The 18,726-nt window shown below is 68.8% G+C and carries 18 protein-coding genes; 4 read left to right on the top strand and 14 right to left on the bottom strand.

The features are described from left to right. Window positions 1–7 precede the first annotated feature (7 nt). A complete protein-coding gene (locus M2421_RS14155; RefSeq protein WP_259207763.1) occupies window positions 8–382 on the bottom strand; it encodes a VanZ family protein in 375 nt (124 codons plus the stop codon). Between the two features lie 16 nt (window positions 383–398). Then, window positions 399–1,583, bottom strand: coding sequence for a class I SAM-dependent methyltransferase (locus tag M2421_RS14160; RefSeq protein WP_259207766.1), 1,185 nt, complete (start codon window positions 1,581–1,583; stop codon window positions 399–401). 55 nt (window positions 1,584–1,638) lie between these two features. On the opposite strand from M2421_RS14160, the gene M2421_RS14165 reads away from it, so the two are divergent. Next, on the top strand, window positions 1,639–2,376 hold the full coding sequence (locus M2421_RS14165) for a pteridine reductase (protein ID WP_259207768.1): 738 nt from the start codon (window positions 1,639–1,641) through the stop codon (window positions 2,374–2,376). 69 nt (window positions 2,377–2,445) lie between these two features. On the opposite strand, the gene folK is transcribed toward M2421_RS14165, so the two are convergent. Then, window positions 2,446–2,937: a 2-amino-4-hydroxy-6-hydroxymethyldihydropteridine diphosphokinase gene (gene folK / locus M2421_RS14170; RefSeq protein ID WP_259207770.1), complete on the bottom strand. Its 492-nt coding sequence runs from the start codon at window positions 2,935–2,937 to the stop codon at window positions 2,446–2,448. An 84-nt stretch (window positions 2,938–3,021) separates the two neighbouring features. Here folK and M2421_RS14175 point away from each other — a divergent pair, with 84 nt between their 5' ends. Further along, the gene (locus M2421_RS14175) at window positions 3,022–3,756 is read left to right on the top strand and encodes a 20S proteasome subunit A/B (protein WP_259207772.1); all 735 of its coding nucleotides are present in this window, start codon (window positions 3,022–3,024) and stop codon (window positions 3,754–3,756) included. A gap of 41 nt (window positions 3,757–3,797) precedes the next feature. Here M2421_RS14175 and M2421_RS14180 read toward each other — a convergent pair whose 3' ends face one another. From M2421_RS14180 to M2421_RS14195, 4 genes are all read right to left on the bottom strand, one after another. Further along, window positions 3,798–5,315: an ATP-binding protein gene (locus M2421_RS14180; protein WP_259207775.1), complete on the bottom strand. Its 1,518-nt coding sequence runs from the start codon at window positions 5,313–5,315 to the stop codon at window positions 3,798–3,800. A 4-nt stretch (window positions 5,316–5,319) separates the two neighbouring features. Beyond that, the gene (locus M2421_RS14185; RefSeq protein ID WP_259207777.1) at window positions 5,320–5,760 is read right to left on the bottom strand and encodes a response regulator; all 441 of its coding nucleotides are present in this window, start codon (window positions 5,758–5,760) and stop codon (window positions 5,320–5,322) included. Then, window positions 5,757–7,577: an ATP-binding protein gene (locus tag M2421_RS14190; RefSeq protein WP_259207779.1), complete on the bottom strand. Its 1,821-nt coding sequence runs from the start codon at window positions 7,575–7,577 to the stop codon at window positions 5,757–5,759. Before M2421_RS14190 ends, M2421_RS14185 begins: the two co-directional genes overlap by 4 nt. A gap of 206 nt (window positions 7,578–7,783) precedes the next feature. Next, window positions 7,784–8,170 carry a BON domain-containing protein gene (locus tag M2421_RS14195; protein ID WP_259207781.1) on the bottom strand — a complete coding sequence of 129 codons (387 nt, stop codon included), beginning with the start codon at window positions 8,168–8,170 and terminating at the stop codon, window positions 7,784–7,786. Window positions 8,171–8,338: 168 nt separating this feature from the next. Here M2421_RS14195 and M2421_RS14200 point away from each other — a divergent pair, with 168 nt between their 5' ends. Beyond that, window positions 8,339–9,394, top strand: a complete 1,056-nt coding sequence (locus tag M2421_RS14200) for an oxidoreductase (protein ID WP_259207783.1) — start codon at window positions 8,339–8,341, stop codon at window positions 9,392–9,394. A 66-nt stretch (window positions 9,395–9,460) separates the two neighbouring features. On the opposite strand, the gene gnd is transcribed toward M2421_RS14200, so the two are convergent. From gnd to M2421_RS14235, 7 genes are all read right to left on the bottom strand, one after another. Then, window positions 9,461–10,366: a phosphogluconate dehydrogenase (NAD(+)-dependent, decarboxylating) gene (gene gnd, locus M2421_RS14205; protein WP_259207785.1), complete on the bottom strand. Its 906-nt coding sequence runs from the start codon at window positions 10,364–10,366 to the stop codon at window positions 9,461–9,463. Between the two features lie 18 nt (window positions 10,367–10,384). Then, a complete protein-coding gene (locus M2421_RS14210; RefSeq protein ID WP_259207823.1) occupies window positions 10,385–11,548 on the bottom strand; it encodes a hypothetical protein in 1,164 nt (387 codons plus the stop codon). Window positions 11,549–11,678: 130 nt separating this feature from the next. After that, window positions 11,679–12,419 carry a DUF2242 domain-containing protein gene (locus M2421_RS14215; RefSeq protein ID WP_259207787.1) on the bottom strand — a complete coding sequence of 247 codons (741 nt, stop codon included), beginning with the start codon at window positions 12,417–12,419 and terminating at the stop codon, window positions 11,679–11,681. 283 nt (window positions 12,420–12,702) lie between these two features. Next, on the bottom strand, window positions 12,703–14,880 hold the full coding sequence (locus M2421_RS14220) for a carboxy terminal-processing peptidase (RefSeq protein ID WP_259207789.1): 2,178 nt from the start codon (window positions 14,878–14,880) through the stop codon (window positions 12,703–12,705). A gap of 378 nt (window positions 14,881–15,258) precedes the next feature. Beyond that, entirely contained in the window at window positions 15,259–16,275 is a 1,017-nt protein-coding gene (gene lipA, locus M2421_RS14225; protein ID WP_259207791.1) for a lipoyl synthase, read from the bottom strand. 18 nt (window positions 16,276–16,293) lie between these two features. Beyond that, a complete protein-coding gene (gene lipB, locus M2421_RS14230; protein WP_259207793.1) occupies window positions 16,294–17,001 on the bottom strand; it encodes a lipoyl(octanoyl) transferase LipB in 708 nt (235 codons plus the stop codon). Beyond that, the gene (locus tag M2421_RS14235; RefSeq protein WP_259207795.1) at window positions 16,989–17,267 is read right to left on the bottom strand and encodes a DUF493 family protein; all 279 of its coding nucleotides are present in this window, start codon (window positions 17,265–17,267) and stop codon (window positions 16,989–16,991) included. The genes lipB and M2421_RS14235 overlap by 13 nt, the downstream gene beginning before the upstream one ends. A 193-nt stretch (window positions 17,268–17,460) precedes the next feature. Between M2421_RS14235 and M2421_RS14240 the strand changes: the two genes are divergently transcribed. Next, the gene (locus M2421_RS14240) at window positions 17,461–18,525 is read left to right on the top strand and encodes a lipid A deacylase LpxR family protein (protein ID WP_259207797.1); all 1,065 of its coding nucleotides are present in this window, start codon (window positions 17,461–17,463) and stop codon (window positions 18,523–18,525) included. Window positions 18,526–18,726 lie beyond the last annotated feature (201 nt).

Genomic DNA, 18,726 nt, shown 5'->3' on the forward strand with positions numbered 1-18,726 from the left:
CGGCCGTTTATCCGCGCAGGCGCAGCAGCAGGTCGCGCAGCGGGGTGAACGCGAGCGCCATGCCGGCGAGCACGCCGATGCTGTTGGCCAACGCGTCCATCGCGTCGGCCATGCGGTTGTCGGTCAATGCCGCCTGCAGGAACTCGATGCCGATCCCCAACCCGACCAGGCCCGCGGCGGCCCACAGCAGGGCCGCGCGGGTGCGGTAGATCTGTACCGCCGCACCGGCCAGCACGAAGTAGGCCAGGAAATGCTCGACCTTGTCGCTGTTCGGCGGCAGGTCCAGCGGCGGCGGCGGAATCAGGCAGACGGTGATCGTCACCGCGATCGCCAGCCACCACAGGCCCAGCCAGAAGCGCGGCCAGCGCAGTGGCTTCAACATCCCTGTCGGGGTCATCTCAGAGGCGCCAGGTCAGGTCGCCGAGGGTGAACGCGGGCTCGAAATCCACGTCGCGCTGGAAGCCCATCACCTGGAAGCGCTCGCCCATGCCGGTGGGCAGGGTGAGCTTCTTGACCTGGTCGCGCAGGCGCACCTGGCCGAATTCGTCCACCCGCGCCTCGGCCTTCTGCAACAGCGCGTCCAGCCCGTTGCCCAGCAGGAAGCTGGCCTGGGTGCAGTAGCCGGCGATCTCGAAGCCTGCCCCGGTACCGGCCTCGGCCAGCGCGGTGAAGTCCACCGACGCGGTCAGGTCCTGCAGGCCGGGCCAGCGGTAGAGGTCGTTGTGCACCTGGTGGCGGTAGAACGCGCGCACCGTGCCATCGTCGCGCTCGTCCTGGTAGTACTCCGTGCGCGGGTAGCCGTAGTCGATGAACAGCATCGCGCCACGCTGCATGCCGCCGGCCACGGCCTGGATCCAGTACGGCAACTGCGGCAGCAGCTCGGAGCGGTAACCGTCGGCGAATGGCCGTTCGCGATACTGCTCGACGTGGCGCACCGCCGCGCTGAGCATCGCATCGGCCGGCTGCGCGCCGCGGATGAAGGCACCGTCGGCATCCAGCTCCACGGTTTCCTCGTAGACCATCCCATCGCGCGCCAGGAAGCGCGGCGTGGGCAGTGCATCGATCACCTCGTTGGCGAACACGATGCCGTCCCAGTCGTCATCGAACGGCCCGTCCAGCCACTCCACCAGCTCGAATACCGGCCCGATCAGCGCCTTCTCCAGGCGTTCGCGCTGGCGCTCGCGCAGGTCCGCGCTGGGCTCCAGAATGGCGTAGCGTTCGGGCAGCGCGTCCAGCTCGAGCATGCGCTTGAGCATCACCTCGGCGAACGCACCGCTACCGCCGCCCAGTTCCATGAAGCGGGCCTGCGGGCCCAGCTGCTGCATCACCGGCGCGATCGCGTTGGCCAGCGTCGCCGCAAACAGCGGCCCCAGCTCCGGCGCGGTGGTGAAATCGCCGGATTCACCGAACTTGCTGGCACCGGCGCTGTAGTAGCCCAGCCCCGGCGTGTACAGGCTCAGCTCCATGAAGCGGGCGAACGGCATGGCACCGCCATTGGCGAGTATCTCGGCGCGCAGCGCCGCGGCCAACTGGTCGCTGTGGGCCAGGGCGTCGGAATCGGGGGTGGGCAGTGGGGAATGCATGGTGCAGGCGATTGCGGTGACAATGCACAGCATAGCCGAGCAGGGAGTACCCCCGATGACCGATACCGCACCCGTCGTGCTGATCACCGGCAGCGCGCGCCGGATCGGCGCGGCGATCGCCCGCCAGTTCCATGCCTGCGGGTGGTCGGTGGTACTGCACGCCCACACCTCCACCGCCGAACTGCAGCAGATGGCCTTCGACCTGGACATGCTGCGCCCCGGCAGCGTGCTGGCCCTGCAGGCCGACCTGCGCGACGCAGCGGCCATTCCCGACCTGGTCGAACAGACCGTGGCCCAGTTCGGGCGGCTGGATGCGCTGGTCAACAACGCCTCCAACTTCTACCCCACCCTGCTCGGCCAGATCACCACCGAGCACTGGGACGACCTGTTCGCGGTCAATGCGCGTGCCCCGCTGCTGCTGGCCCAGGCCGCCGCGCCCCAGCTGCGCCGGCACCTGGGCTGCATCGTCAACCTGACCGACCTGCACGGCACCCAGCCGATGCGCGACCACCCGGTCTACAGCGCGGCCAAGGCCGCGCTGGAAATGATCACCCGCTCGCTGGCGCTGGAACTGGCGCCCAAGGTGCGGGTCAATGCGGTGGCACCGGGCGCGATCCTGTGGCCGGAACAGGGCAAGGACGATTTCGCCCAGCAGGCGCTGCTGCTGCGCACCCCGCTGGCGCGCACCGGCACGGTCGAAGAGATCGCCGAGGCGGTGTACTGGCTGGTCACCGACGCCCCCTTCATCACCGGGCACACCCTGCGCGTGGACGGCGGACGCACGCTGTCGTGATGCCAGCCGTGGACCGGCCTGCATGGCCCGGCAGTGTCGCCATTGCGGCCAACGGCCGGCGCGCCCGGGTTACCCGGGCAGCAGCTCCATCGTCTCGAACGGCTCGCCGTACTGGCGATGCGCGCGCCACAGCGTGGCCAGGTCCAGCCCGCTGACCGGGTCGATGAATGCCGGCGCGATGTCGGCCAGCGGCTTGAGCACGAAAGCGTGCTTGAGCTCCGGGCGCGGGATGCGCAGGTGGCCCGGGCCTTCCACGATCAGGTCGCCGTAGAACACCACGTCCAGGTCCAGGGTGCGGTCGGAGAAGCGCGGGCCGCTGCGATCACGGCCGTGCGCGTCTTCCAGCGCATGCAGCCAGGCATCCAGCGCATCGAGCGGCAGGTCGGTGGTGATCGCCACCGCGTTGTTGAGGAAGTCCGGGCCGTCAAAGCCCACCGCGGCGGTGCGGTAGGCGGGCGAGACGGCGATGGCGCCGAAGCGCGCGCGCAGGGCCTCCACCGCGGCGTGAAGATGCTGTTGCGGCTGCAGGTTGCTGCCCAGGCTCAGGAGCACAGTGGTCATGGTATTCAGCGTGCGTGGGGCGAATCCACACGGGGCCAACAGGGCCTCCGCATAGAATCGGGGTGCACATCATAGGACACCGACATGACCTATTGCGTCGGCATCGAGGTGGACGAGGGCCTGGTCTTCGCCGCCGATACCCGTACCAACGCGTCGCTGGACGACGTCCGCGTGCATCGCAAGCTGCACGAATTCGAGTTTGCCGGGCAGGCCGCCTTCGTGATCATGGCCGCCGGCAACCTGGCCACCACCCAGCTGCTGGTCTCGCGGCTGCGCCGCGACGTGGAAGAAGGCCGCGAGCAGAACCTGCGCGCCTACCGGCACCTGTTCGAGGTGGCCGAGTACGTGGGGCGCATCCTGGTCGACAGCCAGGTCAAGAGCAGCACGCCCGAGCACGGCCACGACGGGGTCAATACCCAGGCCACGCTGATCCTCGGCGGCCAGGTCGGCGGCGAGCAGCCCGGCATGTACATGATCTACCCGCTGGGCAACGCGATCGCCGCCTCGCCGGAGACGCCGTTCCTGCAGATCGGCGAGTCCAAGTACGGCAAACCGATCCTGGACCGCATCATCCGCCCGCCGACGCGACTGGAAGACGCCGCGCGCACCGCGATCGTGTCGCTGGACTCGACCATCCGCTCCAACCTGTCGGTGGGGCTGCCGGTGGACCTGGTGCTGATCCGCAAGGGCGACCTGCGCATCAGCCAGCGCATGCGCCTGGCCGGCGACAGCGCGCTGTATGCGGAAATCCACGGCAGCTGGTCGCACAAGCTGGAGCAGGCCGTCGCCAGCCTGCCGGCGTTTCCCTGGGAACGCTGACCCGGTAACGCCGGCCGTTGGCCGGCATCACCTTGTGCGGATCAGGCGGTTTCCAGCGCCTCGGCGACCGAGCGGAACACCTGCTGCATCTCCAGCGGCTTGCGCAGCACGTGCACGTTGATCATCGGCGGGAATACCGCCAGCGGCACGGTGACGTCCGCCTCCTCCAGCACCAGCGCCGGACCGCGGAAGCCCAGTGCGGCCATCTCGCCCAACAGGTGGCTGGCCGAGAGCAGCTTGGAGCCGGCATCGGCGATCACCAGCGCCGGCATCGCCTCCTGCTGCATCCAGCGCAGCGCGGCGGCACCATCGGAGGCCAGCTGCAGGTGGTAGCCCTGGCTGGACAGCGCGTTGCCCAGCAGCGACAGCCGCGTGGCCTCGCCATCCACCACCAGGATCGACTGGCCGGTACCGGCGGCAATCGGCTGGTCCACCGCTTCGCTGTCCGCCCCCACCTCCTGCATCGGCAGCAGCAGGTCGAACCGCGTCCCCACCCCCACCGTGCTGTCCACGTGGATGCTGCCACGCGCGCCTTCGATGATGCGCTTGCACGAGATCAGCCCCAGCCCGGTGCCGTTGGCCTTGGTGGTGAAGAACGGATTGAACAGGTGCGACAGGGTATCGGCGCTCATCCCGGTGCCTTCGTCGGTCACCGAGATGCGCAGCCAGTCCTCGCCCTGGCCATCGCGATCGGCGGCGGCGCGCAGGGTCAGGCGACCGCCATTGGGCATGGCCTGGATCGCGTTCAACGACAGGTTCAGCAGCACCTGCTGCAGTTCGGTGTAGTTGGCATCCACGCCCAGGCCGTCGTCGGCCACGTCCAGGTGCAGGCTCACCTTGTCCGGCAGGTTGCTGCGCAACAGCAGCTCCACCGCCTCGAACAGGTGCGCGATGCAGATCTGCTCGCTGGGTTTGCGCGAGCCGCGCACGAAGGACAGCATCGACTCGGCCATCTCGTGCCCGCGCCGGCCGCACTCGGCGATGATGTCGGCCAGGTGGTGCAGCTGCGGGTCATCGGTGCGCGCCTTGAGCAGGTCCGGCATGATCAGCAGCGGCTGCAGGATGTTGCGCAGGTCGTGGCTGAGCCCGGCGGCCAGCAGCGACAGGCTCTCCAGGCGCTGCGCGCGCATCAGTTCGGCTTCCACCCGCTGGCGGTCGATCGTGCTGCGCGACTCACGCACCGCGCGGGCCACCGCGGACGGCAGGCGCGCCGGCTGGTGCTTGATGATGTAGTCGTTGGCGCCCTGGTGCAGCGCGGCCACCGCGTTTTCCTCACCCATCGTGCCGGACACGAAGATGAAGGGCACGTCCGGGTGCCAGCCGCGCACGATCTGCAGCGCCTCGTTGCCGGAAAAACCGGGCATGGCCAGGTCCGACAGCACGATGTCCGGGGCGAACCGGGCCAGCGCTTCGCGCAGCTCGCCGGCACTCTCCACCCGCTCGAAGCTGGCCTCAAGCCCGGCATCGAGCATCTGCTCGCACATCAGTTCGGCGTCCTCGGGGGAGTCTTCCACCAGCAGGACGCGCAGCATTCCCAGCGAGGGGCCAGTGAGCGGCATGGGCTTACTCGACTTCCGGCGCCTGGTTGATCACCGCCCAGAACTTGCCCAGGGTCTGCACCGCACCAAAGAACTGGTCCACGTCCACCGGCTTGACCACGTAGGCATTGACGCCCATGTCCCAGCTGCGGGCCAGGTCGCTTTCTTCGCGCGAGGACGACAGGATCACCACCGGCAGGCGCTTGAGCTCCTCGGTGTTGCGGATCTCGCGCAGCACTTCCAGGCCGTCCATGCGCGGCATCTTGATGTCCAGCAGCAGCACCGCCGGCAGGCCTTCCTCGCGGTTGGCGTAGGCACCGCGGCGAAGCAGGTAGTCCATCGTTTCCACGCCGTCTTCGACATGCACGATCGGGTTGGCCAGGCGAGCCTCTTTCAGGGCGTCGACAGCCATCTCGGCGTCGGCAGGGCTGTCCTCGGCGAGGAGGATGGTACGAAGTGCGGTCATGCGGCAGGGCCCTTGTTGATTGCGTCGAGCGCAGGGGGAAGCAGGAAATGGAAGGTGGCGCCCGCATCGACGGCCGACTCGGCCCAGATGCGGCCGCCGTGCCGGGTCAGCACGCGGCGCACGCTGGCGAGGCCGATGCCGGTGCCGGGGTAGTCGCTGGCCTTGTGCAGGCGCTGGAACACGCCGAACAGCTTGCCGGCGTACGCCATGTCGAAGCCGGCGCCGTTGTCGCGCACGGTGAACAGGTGGCCACCGTCGGGTTGTTGCTGGTACTCGACCTCGATCCGGGCCGGGTCGCGGTTGGAGGAATATTTGAGCGCGTTGCCAAGCAGGTTCAACCACACCTGCCGCATCATGTTCTCATCCGAGACCAGGATCGGCAGCGGGGCCACCGTCCACTCCACCTGGCGATGCACGCCGGTCTCTTCGGCCTCGCTCTGCAGGTTGGCCATCAGCATGGCGCGGGTATCGGCCACCAGCGACTGCATGTCCACCGCCTGCATGCGCATCGCCGCGCGACCCAGCCGCGAGTAGACCAGCAGGTCATCGATCAGCGCCGCCATGCGCCGCGCCGAATTGGAGATCACGCCCAGGTAGTGCAGGGATTTTTCATCGGCCTGGTCGCCCAGGTGGCGAGCCAGCTTGTCCGAGAACCCGCCGATGTGGCGCAGCGGCGCGCGCAGGTCGTGGGACACCGAGTAGCTGAAGGCTTCCAGCTCGCGGTTCACCTCGGAGACCTGCTCCACCTTGCCCTCCAGCTGACGGTTCAGTTCTTCCACGCGCTGCTGCACGGCGCGCTGCACGGTGACGTCGCTGACGGTCATCAGCACCACTTCGTCGTCCTTGTCCGGCAGCGGCATGCGCCGGGCATTGATCAACATCGTGCGCACCTGCTCGTCGGCGGTGCGCTGTTCGTGCTCGTAATCCCACAGCTCGCGGCCGCGCAGCAGCACGTCGATCAGGCGCTGGCGCACTACCGCATCGTTCCACGCGCCATCGCCGATGCCGTCCAGGCGCAGTCCTTCCGCCGGCTGCTCCTCGTCCAGGCCGTACAGTTCGGCGAACGCCGGATTGTGCAGCTGCACCTTGAGCTCGCGGTCGAGCAGCACGATCGGCTCGCGCACGGTGTGGAGCACCGAGGCCGCACGCGCGGCCGAGCGCAGCGAGGCACGTTCGGCCGTGGCGCGATGGGCGATCTGGCGGTGCAGCAGCCACAGCACCAGCCCCAGCAGCGCCAACTGCACCGCCAGCGCGGACCAGGAGACGAGCTCGGTCTGCCGCTGCTGCTTCTGGAAGGCCAGGCTGCGCTCGTTCAGCAGCGTTTCCTCGGTGGCCTGCAGTTCTTCGATCAGGCCGCGGATCGGGTAACGGGTGGTCAGGTCCTGGACCAGCTCGCGCTGGTCCGAATCCGGTGTGCTGCGGGCCAGTTGCCGGGCGAGCTCCATGCGCCGCTCCACCATCGACTGGATGCGACCGATGCGGATCAGCTGGTCGGGGTTGTCGCGGGTCAGTTCGGCCAGTCGCGCCAGCCGCCTCGGGATGTCCTTGGCCTGGCCCAGGCGCTCGCGCAGGCCCGGCGCATCGACGCCCTTGGACATCGTGAGCGCGGCCGATTCCACATCGCGCACGTCGGCCTGGAGCTGGTACACCGCCACGCCCACGTCCTGGGTATGGCTCACCCAGCGCATGGCTTCGACGTTGTCATCGGCCAGCTTGCGCAAGGTCAGCCACGGCACCACGATGATGGCCACCGCGGCCAGTGCCAGTGCCGGCAAGCGCCAGCGATCCCAGACGTCGTCACTGAAAACCAGCGCCATATTCCCTCTTCAGCTCGCGGTGCCGTTGCCGGCGGTGACCCCATCGCGGCCGCCTCGGCCTCACTGGCGCGCCGGCGCAGGTGAAGCTCTGAATATACCGCAGCGCATTGTGAATAGGGCTGCTGTTTTTTTCTGAACCATTCAAACAGGACGAGGGCGCGCCAGTCGGCGCGCCCTCGTGCATAGCGGTCAAACACTCCGCTGGATCAGCGCTTGGCGGCCTTGGCGGCACCGCCAGCGACCTTCAGGCCGGTGGAGTCGACGCTCTTGACGCCCTTGATGCCCTTGGTCACGCGCAGGGCCTTGTCATACTCGGCCTGCGTGGCCACGGTGCCCTTCAGGGTCACCACGCCGTTCACGGTTTCCACCATGACTTCGGTGCCCGGGACATTCTTGCTGGTCAGCAGATCGGTCTTGACCTTGGTGGTGATCCAGCTGTCGGTCACCGGCTCGGCCGAATCATGCGTGTCGGCGTGGGTCATCGCCGCGTGGTCGGTGGTCTTCGGCGGATCCTTGGCCATGGCGGAGGAGGTACCCAGCACCATGCCGAGGGCCAGCGAAGCAGCAAGCAGAGTGCGCGTAGTGTTGGTCATGTTCGGTGTCTCCTTGGGTGTGTGGCCAGTGTCCGGGGAAGCCCGTGTTCGCCACGTGCGCGGAACATAACGCCGCCGTGAACCACTCAGCTTCCTGCACAACCGTTCATGTTCCGCCCTGCGCGCGCAGCCGCTACGCTGGTTGCCCCCGTCTTGATGGAGCTCGCCATGACCACGCCCCTGCAGGTGGGATTGATCGGCTACGGGCTGGCCGGCAGCGTGTTCCATGCGCCGCTGATCCAGCACACCCCCGGCCTGGTGCTGCACAGCATCGTCAGTTCGCAGCGCGACCGGCTGCTGCGCAGCTTCACCGACGTGCGCATCTGCGCCACGCCGCAGCAGCTGTTCGAGGATCCGGCCCTGGACGCGGTGGTGATCGCCACGCCCAACCGCGACCACGCGCCGCTGGCGATCGCAGCGTTGCAGGCCGGCAAGCATGTGCTGGTGGACAAGCCCTTCACCCTGGACGTGGCCGAGGCCGAGGCGGTGGTGCAGGCCGCGCAGGCGGCCGAACGGGTGGTCAGCGTGTTCCAGAACCGCCGCTTCGATGCGGACTTCCTTACCCTGCGCCGCCTGCTCGATGATGGCGTGCTGGGCGAGGTCGCCGAGTGCCACTCGCACTTCGACCGTTATCGCCCGCAGGTACGCGATCGCTGGCGCGAGAGCGATGCCCCCGGCGCCGGCCTGTGGATGGACCTGGGGCCGCACCTGCTCGACCAGATGCTGCAGCTGTTCGGCTGGCCCGAGGCGATCAGCGCCGACCTGGCCGCGCAGCGCGCGGATGCGCGCAGCGATGATTATTTCCACGCGGTGCTGCACTACCCGCGGCATCGCGCGATCGTGCACGCCGGCTCGCTGGTGGCTGCGTCCGGGCCGCGCTTCCGCGTGCACGGCAGCCTCGGCAGCTACCTCAAGGACGGCCGCGACGTGCAGGAAGAGCAGCTGCGCGACGGCGTAGCGCCCGGCGCGCCAGGCTGGGGCCTGGACCCGTTGCACGGCCAGCACGTGGTCGTGGATGCGGAGGACCGCCTGCAGCGCAGCAGCGTGGACAACGTGCCGGGCGACTACCGCCGCCTGTATGCCGCCTTCCGCGATGCCATGCAGGGCGTGGGCGCGCCCACGGTGAGCGCGGTGGAAGCGCTGCAGGTAATGCGCCTGCTGGAGGCCGGGGCCGCCAGCGCGCGTAGCGGGCGACGCATCGAACTGGATGCGCCGCCTGCCTGAGCCGATGGCTCGAGGTTGAAGCGGCCAGGGCGAGCCGGCCACCGGCCGGCGCACCCTGGGGCGGGCTCAGCGGGTCTTGATCGCGTGGCCGCCAAACTCGTTGCGCATCGCCGCCAGCAGGCGGTCGCTGAAGGAGTTCTTCTCGCGCGAACGCAGCCGCTCCAGCAGCGACAGGGTGATCACCGGTGCCGGCACGTCCAGGTCGATCGCCTCGGCCACCGTCCAGCGGCCTTCGCCGGAATCTTCCACGTACGGGGCGATGCCATCGAGCTGCGGATTGCGGCCGAGCGCATCGGCGCTGAGGTCCAGCAGCCACGAACGCACCACGCTGCCGTGCTGCCAGGCCTTGGCGACCTGGGCGAGATCGAGGTTGAACGCGGTCTTGTGCTGCATCAGCGCGAAGCCTTCGGCGTAGGCCTGCATCATCCCGTACTCGATGCCGTTGTGGACCATCTTGCAGAAGTGGCCCGCCCCGCTGGGCCCCACGTGCGCCCAGCCGCGATCCTCGCCCGGGGCCAGCGTGCGGAAGATCGCGCCCACCCGCTCCACCGCGGCCGTCTCGCCGCCGATCATCAGGCTGTAGCCTTCCTGCAGGCCCCACACGCCCCCGCTGGTGCCGCAGTCGATGTAGCTCACGTCCTCGCCCTTGACCTGTTCGGCGCGGCGCATCGAATCCTTGTAGTACGAGTTGCCGCCATCGATCACCACGTCGCCTTCGGACAGGTGCGGCGACAGCGCGGCAAGGGTCTGGTCGACCACTTCGCCGGCGGGCACCATCAGCCACACCACGCGCGGCACCGGCAGCTGCGCCAGTGCGTCGGCAATCGAGGCACTCACCTCGAAACCGCGGGTGGCGGCGCTGTCACGGGCCGCCTCGCCGGGATCGACGCCGATCACCCGATGGCCGCCGCGATGCAGGCGCTCGGCCATGTTGGCGCCCATCTTTCCCAAGCCAATCATTGCAATATCCATCCATCACCTTCCAGCGTGTCAGTTGTTGTGTTGCGGAGATGCTGCCGGCGGGGAATCGCACTGGCGAAGGCGTGCGTCGATCCAGCGCCGGAACAGCGTGGTATGCAGGTTGTGCAGGCCCAGTTCGAACGCAAACGGCGTGCGCGGGTTGCGGTCGAGCAGGCGTGCGATGTGGTATCCGACAGGACGTATACCGCGAGGATGCACATAAATCACGAACCCCTGGTAGAACGGATCGTCCAGCAAGGCGTCGAGCTCGGCCAGCAACGGTCGCTGCTCCGGCGGCAGGCCGTTGCGCCACACCGGATCGCGCTCCACCAGCAGGCGTTCGAAGCGCCGCGGCCCGGGGCCGGGCATGCGCTGGGCCAGCGCCCAGATGCGCCGGTTGATCGCATCGTAATGGGCGAAACCGCCGTGGGTGCGCAGCGCTTGCGCAGCGGCGTCGCTCACATCGACCACCACGAAGTTCTCGGCCTGGTTGTTGATGTCGTCCAGGTAGCGTTTGTCGAACACGTGTTCGATGAAGCCGGGCGCGCCGACGAAGGCCTGGCGGCCGAGCTGCGCGGTCTTGACCGCCTTGCCGTCGGCAAGGAAGGTGCCCGCGTGGCGACCGAGCAGGATGCTGTCGGTGTCGTGCAGGGTGAGGAAGGTGCCGATCGACACCTCGCCCGGGCTGAACTCGGCATCGAAGGCGGCATCGCCATAGAGTTCGCGCTGGGTCGCCAGCTGCGCCACCTGCCGCCCCACCCCGCATTCGGAGCGCACGCGGCCATCATAGAAGTGCTGCAACGCGGCGCTGTTGGCGCCCGCCGGCTGGTAGCCACGCCCGAAGCTGCGGAAGCGCTGCCAGCCCTGCGCCTGTGCGCCGCGCGCGCCGAACCCGATCCAGCCCAGCTGCAGTGCCGAGAAGCGGTAGCCGGGGTTGTCCTGCAGCTGCGTGGTCGCCCGGCGCGTGGCCTGGCCCAGTTTGAACGTGTAGGCACACAGCGTGGCCGGGTCATCCAGCAGCTCGGTCATGAACGCCGCGCGCTGCGCGGCCGTCCACGCCTGCGGCAGCTGCACGCGCAGGTCGCCGGCACGCTGCGCCTGCTGCAACGTGGCGCGCGTGCAGACCGGGCCACCGTGGATAACCGGCGTACTGACCGGCGCATCGACGAAGCGCCAGCCGAGCGCTTCCAGCAGTCCCTGCGTGCAGGCCGGCACCGGCGCGGCGGCGGCGCTGCCCACGGCGATGCCCAGCAAGGCGGCCAGCACCTGCGGCCAACGGCGCGGCCGACGCGTTACGGTTGCCGAGTGCACCCTGCCCGCCTGCTCAGTGCGCAGGCACCGGGGAATCGGCCGAGGGCGCCGGGCCCGGCTCGGGCACCGTGGCGGGTGCGGCGGTAGCCGGTGACGCGGACGGGGCCGGCTCGGGCACCGTGGCGGGTGCGGCGGTAGCCGGTGACGCGGCCGGGGCCGGCTCGGGCACCGCGGCGGGTGCGGCGTTAGGCGGTGACGCGGCCGGGGCCGGTTCGACCGGCGCGGGTGCCGGCGCGGCCGGCACTACCGGCAGGTACTGCTGCAGGCGATCGAAGAAGCGGCGGTAGAAATCCGCATCCTGCACGGTGCTGCTGGCCACCTTCACCAGCGAATCATCGTTGCTGCCGAACGGCAGCGACACCGACCCCAACGCGCCCACGCCGACACTGGCCGAGGTGGGGCTTTTCTTCAGCGCGTAACGGTCCTGCACCGCGCTGACGAACACCAGCGCCTGTTCGCCGCGCGGTGCGCAGGAAATGCGCAGCACCAGCTGCTCGTGTTCGTCATCGCGCGGTTGGAAATTCTTGTTGCCTTCCACCGCCGCCGTGTCGGACCGCGCGATGGCATAGCCCTGGCTGAGCAGCGTGCGGCGTGCCGCCTCGCACGCCTGCGCCGGTGCACCCGGCACGGTGCGCGAATAGGTGTCGCCGGAGTCGAACGACTCGCGGATCAGGGTGCTGTCGGCGGCGCGGCCACCGCAGGCGCTGAGGGAGACGGCCAGCAGGCCCGCCGGGATTGCTTGGGACAGGCGCATGGGCGCTCCTGCAAGGACAGACTCCGCCCAGCTTAGCCCCGCCGGCGTATGCGCCGGGTTTAAACGGCGAAGGGCCGGCGCACTGGCCGGCCCCTCGTTGGTCTGGTGTTCACCGAAACCGCCTCCTCCGCCCCGGGAAGAGGTAGAGCCGAGCCATGCTCGGCTGTTTTGGCTTGGCTTGGCTTGCCTTGCCTTGGCTTGCCTTGCCTTGCCTATCCATCCATGGCGCGGTCGGTGAGGCAAGCCGAGCATGGCTCGGCTGTACCCCCCCTTCAACGCCCGGTCAGTCGGCCCAGCGACCGGCACCGGTCGACTGCGGCAGCACCTGCGCCGACAGCGGGCGGTCCTTCTCCAGCAGGTTCACCGCATCGGCCAGGATCGCGGCCGACTCGCGCAGCAACGGGTCCGGACGCTTCTCGGCGGCCTTTTCGCGGGCGGTGTCCTTGACGATGTCACGCTCGTTGCCGGTCAGGCCATCGTCGTTGCTGTCATCGGCCAGCGGGTCCAGGTCCAGGCCGAGCTGCTTGCGGATCGCCTGGCGATCGGTGCGCTGCTTGTCCTGCTTTTCACGCTCGGCGCGACGCTCGGTCTCGTTGAGCGAAATGTACTTCTTGGCCTTCTCGGCGCGGAACTGCTCGACGTCCTCGTTCCACCACTGGAACTCCCTGTCGGCCGCGATGCGCGCGGTGTGGCGGCCTTCCAGCTTGGGCAGCAGCGGGCCGAAGTTGCCGTACTGGGTGTGCGGCACGGCGGCGATGCGGGTCCACGGCAACGCGTTGTCGTAGGTGCTCTCGCCATATTCGCTGGCGTCCACGCTGGCCGGGAAGGCCAGGTCGGGCACCACGCCCTTGTGCTGGGTGCTGCTGCCGCTGACGCGGAAGAACTGCGCGATGGTCAGCTTGACCTGCCCGTAGCGCTGGGTCTCCCCGCTCGGCCACCGGTCCAGGTCCACGATGTTCTGCACGGTGCCCTTGCCGAAGGTGGTTTCACCGATCACCAGGCCACGGCCGTAGTCCTGGATGGCACCGGCGAAGATCTCCGACGCCGATGCGGAACCGCGGTTGATCAGCACCGCCAACGGGCCGTCCCACGCCACCGCTTCGCTGCGATCGCTGTTGACGGTGACCCGCCCACCGGACTCGCGCACCTGCACCACCGGCCCCTGTTCAATGAACAGGCCGGTCAGCTCGATCGCTTCGTCCAGCGAACCACCGCCGTTGTTGCGCAGGTCCAGCACCACGCCGTCCAGCTTGTCGGCCTTGAACCCGGCCAGCAGCTTGGCCACGTCGCGGGTGGCCGAGGCGTAGTCGGCCGCGTTGCGGCGACGGCCTTCGAAGTCCTGGTAGAAGGTGGGCAGCTTGATCACGCCGACCTTGCGTGCCGGCTCCCCATCCTTGGCCGGGATGCTCAGGGTTTCGCCCTTGGCGGCCTGTTCGGCCAGGCGCACCTTCTGCCGGGTCAGCACCAGCATGTGGTGCTTGCCATCCACGCCCTCTTCGGCCGGGATGAATTCCAGTCGCACCTGGGTATCGGCCTTGCCGCGGATCTTGGCCACCACGTCATCGATGCGCCAGCCGATCACATCCTCCACCGGCCCGGACTTGCCCTGGCCGACGCCGACGATGCGGTCGCCCGCCTTGAGGGTGCCGTTGACCGCGACCGGGCCGCCGGCGATGACCTCGCGGATCACCACCATGTCGTCCTGGCGCTGCAACTGCGCGCCGATGCCTTCCAGCGACAGCGACATGGCCTGGTTGAAGTTCTCGGCGGTGCGCGGGGTGAAGTAATCGGTGTGCGGATCGACCGCGCTGGTGTAGGAATTGAGGAAGAACTGGAAGACGTCTTCGCCCTTCAACTCATTGACCGACTTTTCCAGCGTCGCATAGCGCTTGTCCAGCGTCTTGCGGATCTCCGCCGGCTGCTTGCCCGCCAGCTTCAGACGCAGCCAATCGTTCTTGACCGACTTGCGCCACAGATCGTCCAGCTCGGCGCTGCTGGCCGCCCACGGCACGTCCTTGCGGTCGTACTCGAACTTCTCGTCGCTGCTGAAATCGAAATCCTGCTTGAGCAGCTTGCGCGCATACCCGATGCGCTCGCCCACGCGCTGCTTGTACACCGCAAACACCTGGAACGCCGGCTCCAGCTCACCGCCGCGGATGGCGGTGGCAATGTTGGCCTCGAACGGGGCGAAGCGGGTGATGTCGGCCTGGGTGAAGAACTGCTTGCTGCCGTCCAGCGCTTCCAGGTAGCGCTTGAACACGTCCTTGGAGGTCGCCGCGTCAAGGGCGCGCGGCCGGTAGGCATAGCGGCTGTCCGACAGCAGTCCGTAGACCAGCTTGGACGTGGTCACCTGGTCGGCCGTCGCCGCCGACGGCAGGGCCGGCGAATCGGCGTACGCGGCCAGCGCCAGCGGCGCGGTGAGCGCCAGGGCCATCAGGAATGCGGGGGCTTTGAATTTCATCAACTTGCTCATGGCACCTTGCCAAGGGGGAGACTGCGTGCGGATCAGACCACACGACAGTGCCGAAAGTTGCGGGGTTTGTCATCCATCCCCGCGCAACGTGGATTTCCAGCCTAAACCGGGGTCTGTAGCAAATTGTGAATGTGCGCGCAGCGCGGCCACGCCGGGGCGCCAGCGACCGGGGGTCGGTGGAAACCGGCGGAACGTGGGGGCAGCATGGAAGGCGATCCGGTACCGACCTTCGTCGGTACCGGCCGCGATGAGTGCACCGGCAGCGCCCCGGCGTCGCTGGGGGCGCCGGCCGGCGCGGTGCATGCGGCGATGGTGGGAGCGCCCACGGTTTGGGCGGCAAACCGTGGGACGCGTAAGCACGATCGCTTACGCGACCGCGACCCCCGCGCCCTTGGCCTGCACGTCGGCGTGGTAGGACGAGCGCACCATCGGGCCGGAGGCCACGTGGCTGAAGCCCAGCTCGTAGCCGTAGACCTCCAGCGCCTTGTAGTCCTCGGGCGTCCAGTAGCGCAGCACCGGGTGGTGGTGCGGCGTCGGCTGCAGGTACTGGCCGATCGTGATCATGTCCACGTCATGCGCCCGCAGGTCGCGCATGGTGGCCCGGACCTGGTCCAGGTCCTCGCCCAGGCCGAGCATGATGCCGGACTTGGTGGCGATGGCCGGGTGCTGCGCCTTGAAGTTCTTCAGCAGCGTCAGCGACCACTGGTAGTCCGCGCCCGGCCGCACGTTGCGGTACAGGTCCGGCACGGTCTCGATGTTGTGGTTGAACACGTCCGGCGGGTTGGTCGCCAGGATGTCCAGCGCGCGCTCCATCCGGCCCTTGCCGCGGAAGTCCGGGGTGAGCACCTCGATGCGGGTGCCCGGCGACTTCTCGCGGATGGCCCCGATGCAGTCGGCGAAGTGCTGTGCACCGCCGTCGCGCAGGTCGTCGCGGTCCACGCTGGTCACCACCACGTACTTCAGGCCCATGTCGGCCACGGTCTGGGCCAGGCTGGCCGGTTCATTCGCGTCCGGCGGCTTGGGCCGGCCGTGGGCCACGTCGCAGAACGAGCAGCGCCGGGTGCAGACCTCGCCCAGGATCATGAACGTGGCGGTGCCGTGGCTGAAGCACTCGTGGATATTGGGGCAGCTGGCCTCTTCGCAGACGGTGACCAGGCGGTTCTCGCGCAGCTTGGCCTTCAGCGTCTGCACCGCGTTGCCGGAGGGAATCCGGACCCGGATCCAGGACGGCTTGCGCAGCACCGGCGCGTCGGCGAACTGCACCGGCGAGCGGCCGATCTTGTCACCGCCCAGCTGTTTGACCCCGGTCTGCAGCGGCGCGGCGGACGGCGTGTCGCCCTGCACGATCTGCAGGGGAATGATGCGAGCGGTGGTTTCAGTCATGGCCTTGGTCGACGGCGTTCACGCCGCCTCTGTCAGATCGGGCAATTCGGTGGTCGGCTGGAGGTCCAGGCCGAACTGGCGGGCCAGATGGCCCAACAGCACCGGCTTGGCGGCCGCCATGCCGGACGGTCCCCCCAAGTCTACCACCGAGGTCACCTGCAGCCCTTGGTAGCCGCAGGGGTTGATGCGGTGGAACGGTTCCAGGTCCATGGCCACGTTGAAGGCCAGGCCGTGGAAGGTGCAGCCGCGGCGGACCCGGATGCCGAGCGCGGCTACCTTGGCCCCGCCCACGTACACCCCGGGCGCCCCGTCCAGCCGTTCAGCGCCGATATTCCATTCGTCCAGCGTGTCGATGATCGCCTGCTCGATCCGGCACACGTAATCGCGCACCCCGATCCCCAGCCGGCGCAGCTGCAGCAGCGGGTAGACCACGATCTGGCCCGGCCCGTGGTAGGTCACCTGACCGCCGCGGTCCACGTGCAGCACCGGAATATCCCCCGGGGCCAGGACGTGCTCGTCCTTGCCGGCCTGGCCGAGGGTGAACACCGGATCGTGTTCGACCACCCACAGCTCGTCGGCGCTGGCGTCGGTGCGCGCGTCGGTGAAACGCTGCATCGCATGCCAGACCGGGGCATAGGCCTGCCGGCCGAGATCGCGCACGATCGCCGGCTGCGGTGCCCGCGCGCCGGGCTGGGGGGCGGTATCGCAGGCGCCTACAGCGTCCACTTCACTTCCGGGTGCTCGCGCAGCGCGGCGTGCGCGGCGTCGTACTGTTCGCGGTTGTCGGCCTTGAACACCAGCCGCACCGACACATACTTGCCGTTGGACGAGTGTTTCCAGCTGACCCGTTCGGTCAGTACTTCGACGCCGGCCTGCTCGAGCAGGCGCGGCAATTCGCGTTCAAGCTCCTGGCCGGCCGCGCCCATGGCGCTGAGTTCGAACTGGCCGGGGAACTGGAAGCCGTGGTCGGGGTTGTCAGACTTGATCTCCATGACCGCGATTATGGGGACGCCGGCGACCGAACCCAAGCCTTGCATGATCGTGCCCATAGCGGCGCCCAACGCTACGTGAAAATCGGTCTTCACCAACAAAACGCACCAGTGCGTGCGCGGGTCTGTTCACTGCATCACGCGCTGACTACGCTGCTTCGGCATAAAAACAGAACAAATCCTGAGCGGGAATTCCATGTCGTTGAAGCCCTATGCGTTGTCGGCCGCACTCGCCGGCGCCCTGGCGCTCGTCGCCCCCGCGGTCCAGGCCGCCAACCAGTGCGGGCCCGACGCGATGCGCGAGCACCCGCCGCAGGTCAATTTCCGGGTGGACAACGACCTGTTCGGCGGCGCCGACCAGGACCAGGGCTACACCAATGGCGCCCAGATCACCTTCGTCTCGCCCAACCTGGTGGACTACACCGACGACCCCTGCCTGCCGCGGCTGGCGCGCTGGGTCAACCGGCACCTGGAACGGCTGCACCCGGGCGAGTTCGAACAGCAGAACATGATCTTCAGCCTGGCCCAGGGGATCTTCACCCCCACCGATTTCACCCGCAAGGACCTGATCGAGGACGACCGCCCGTATGCGGGCGTGCTGATCGGCAGCTTCGGCTACAACGCGCGGCGCGGCGACCGGCTGCAGACCACGCAGCTGGCGCTGGGCGTGGTGGGGCCGTGGGCGCTGGGCAAGGAAGTGCAGGATGCGGTGCACGATGCGCTGGGCGACGAGAAATTCCAGGGCTGGGACAACCAGCTGCACAACGAGCCGGTGTTCATGCTCACCCACGAGCGCATGCGCCGCTGGCCGGCCGACGCCAGCGAGAACGCCGGCGGCTGGGGCTGGGATGCGATCAGCCACTACGGCGGTGCGGTGGGCAACCTGGCCACCCACCTCAATGCCGGTGGTGAAGTGCGTTTCGGCTGGAAGCTGCCGGACGATTTCGGCAGCACCCCGCTGCGTCCGGCCGGCGAGAACACCGCGCCCACCCGCGGCGGCCGCCCGGCCGGCTGGTCCTGGCACCTGTTCGCCACCACCGACGCGGCCTGGGTGATCCGCGACATCACCCTGGATGGCAATACCTTCCGCAACAGCCACAGCGTGGACAAACGCCACGTGGTGGGCCAGGCCGGCTACGGCGTGGCGGTGATGCGCGGCCGCTGGAAGTTCGCGCTGGCCCGCTACCACAGCACGCGCGAGTTCGACGGCCAGAAGGAAGCGCCGATCTTCGGCAGCTTCACCATCAGCCGGTCGCTGTAAGGCCGAGGCGGGCGTGCGAGCCTGCACGATAGCCGCTGGCGAAAGGCCGGTAGTACCGGCCGTTGGCCGGCTCCTCATCACCCCGTGAGCAGGCGCGGGGAGCCGGCGCGGTCGTGGGGGGGGGGGGGGGGGGGGGGGGGGGGGGGGGGGGGGGGGGGGGGGGGGGGGGGGGGGGGGGGGGGGGGGGGGGGGGGGGGGGGG

It is taken from the genome of Stenotrophomonas sp. BIGb0135 (assembly GCF_024810105.1).
GTDB lineage: Bacteria > Pseudomonadota > Gammaproteobacteria > Xanthomonadales > Xanthomonadaceae > Stenotrophomonas > Stenotrophomonas maltophilia_AB.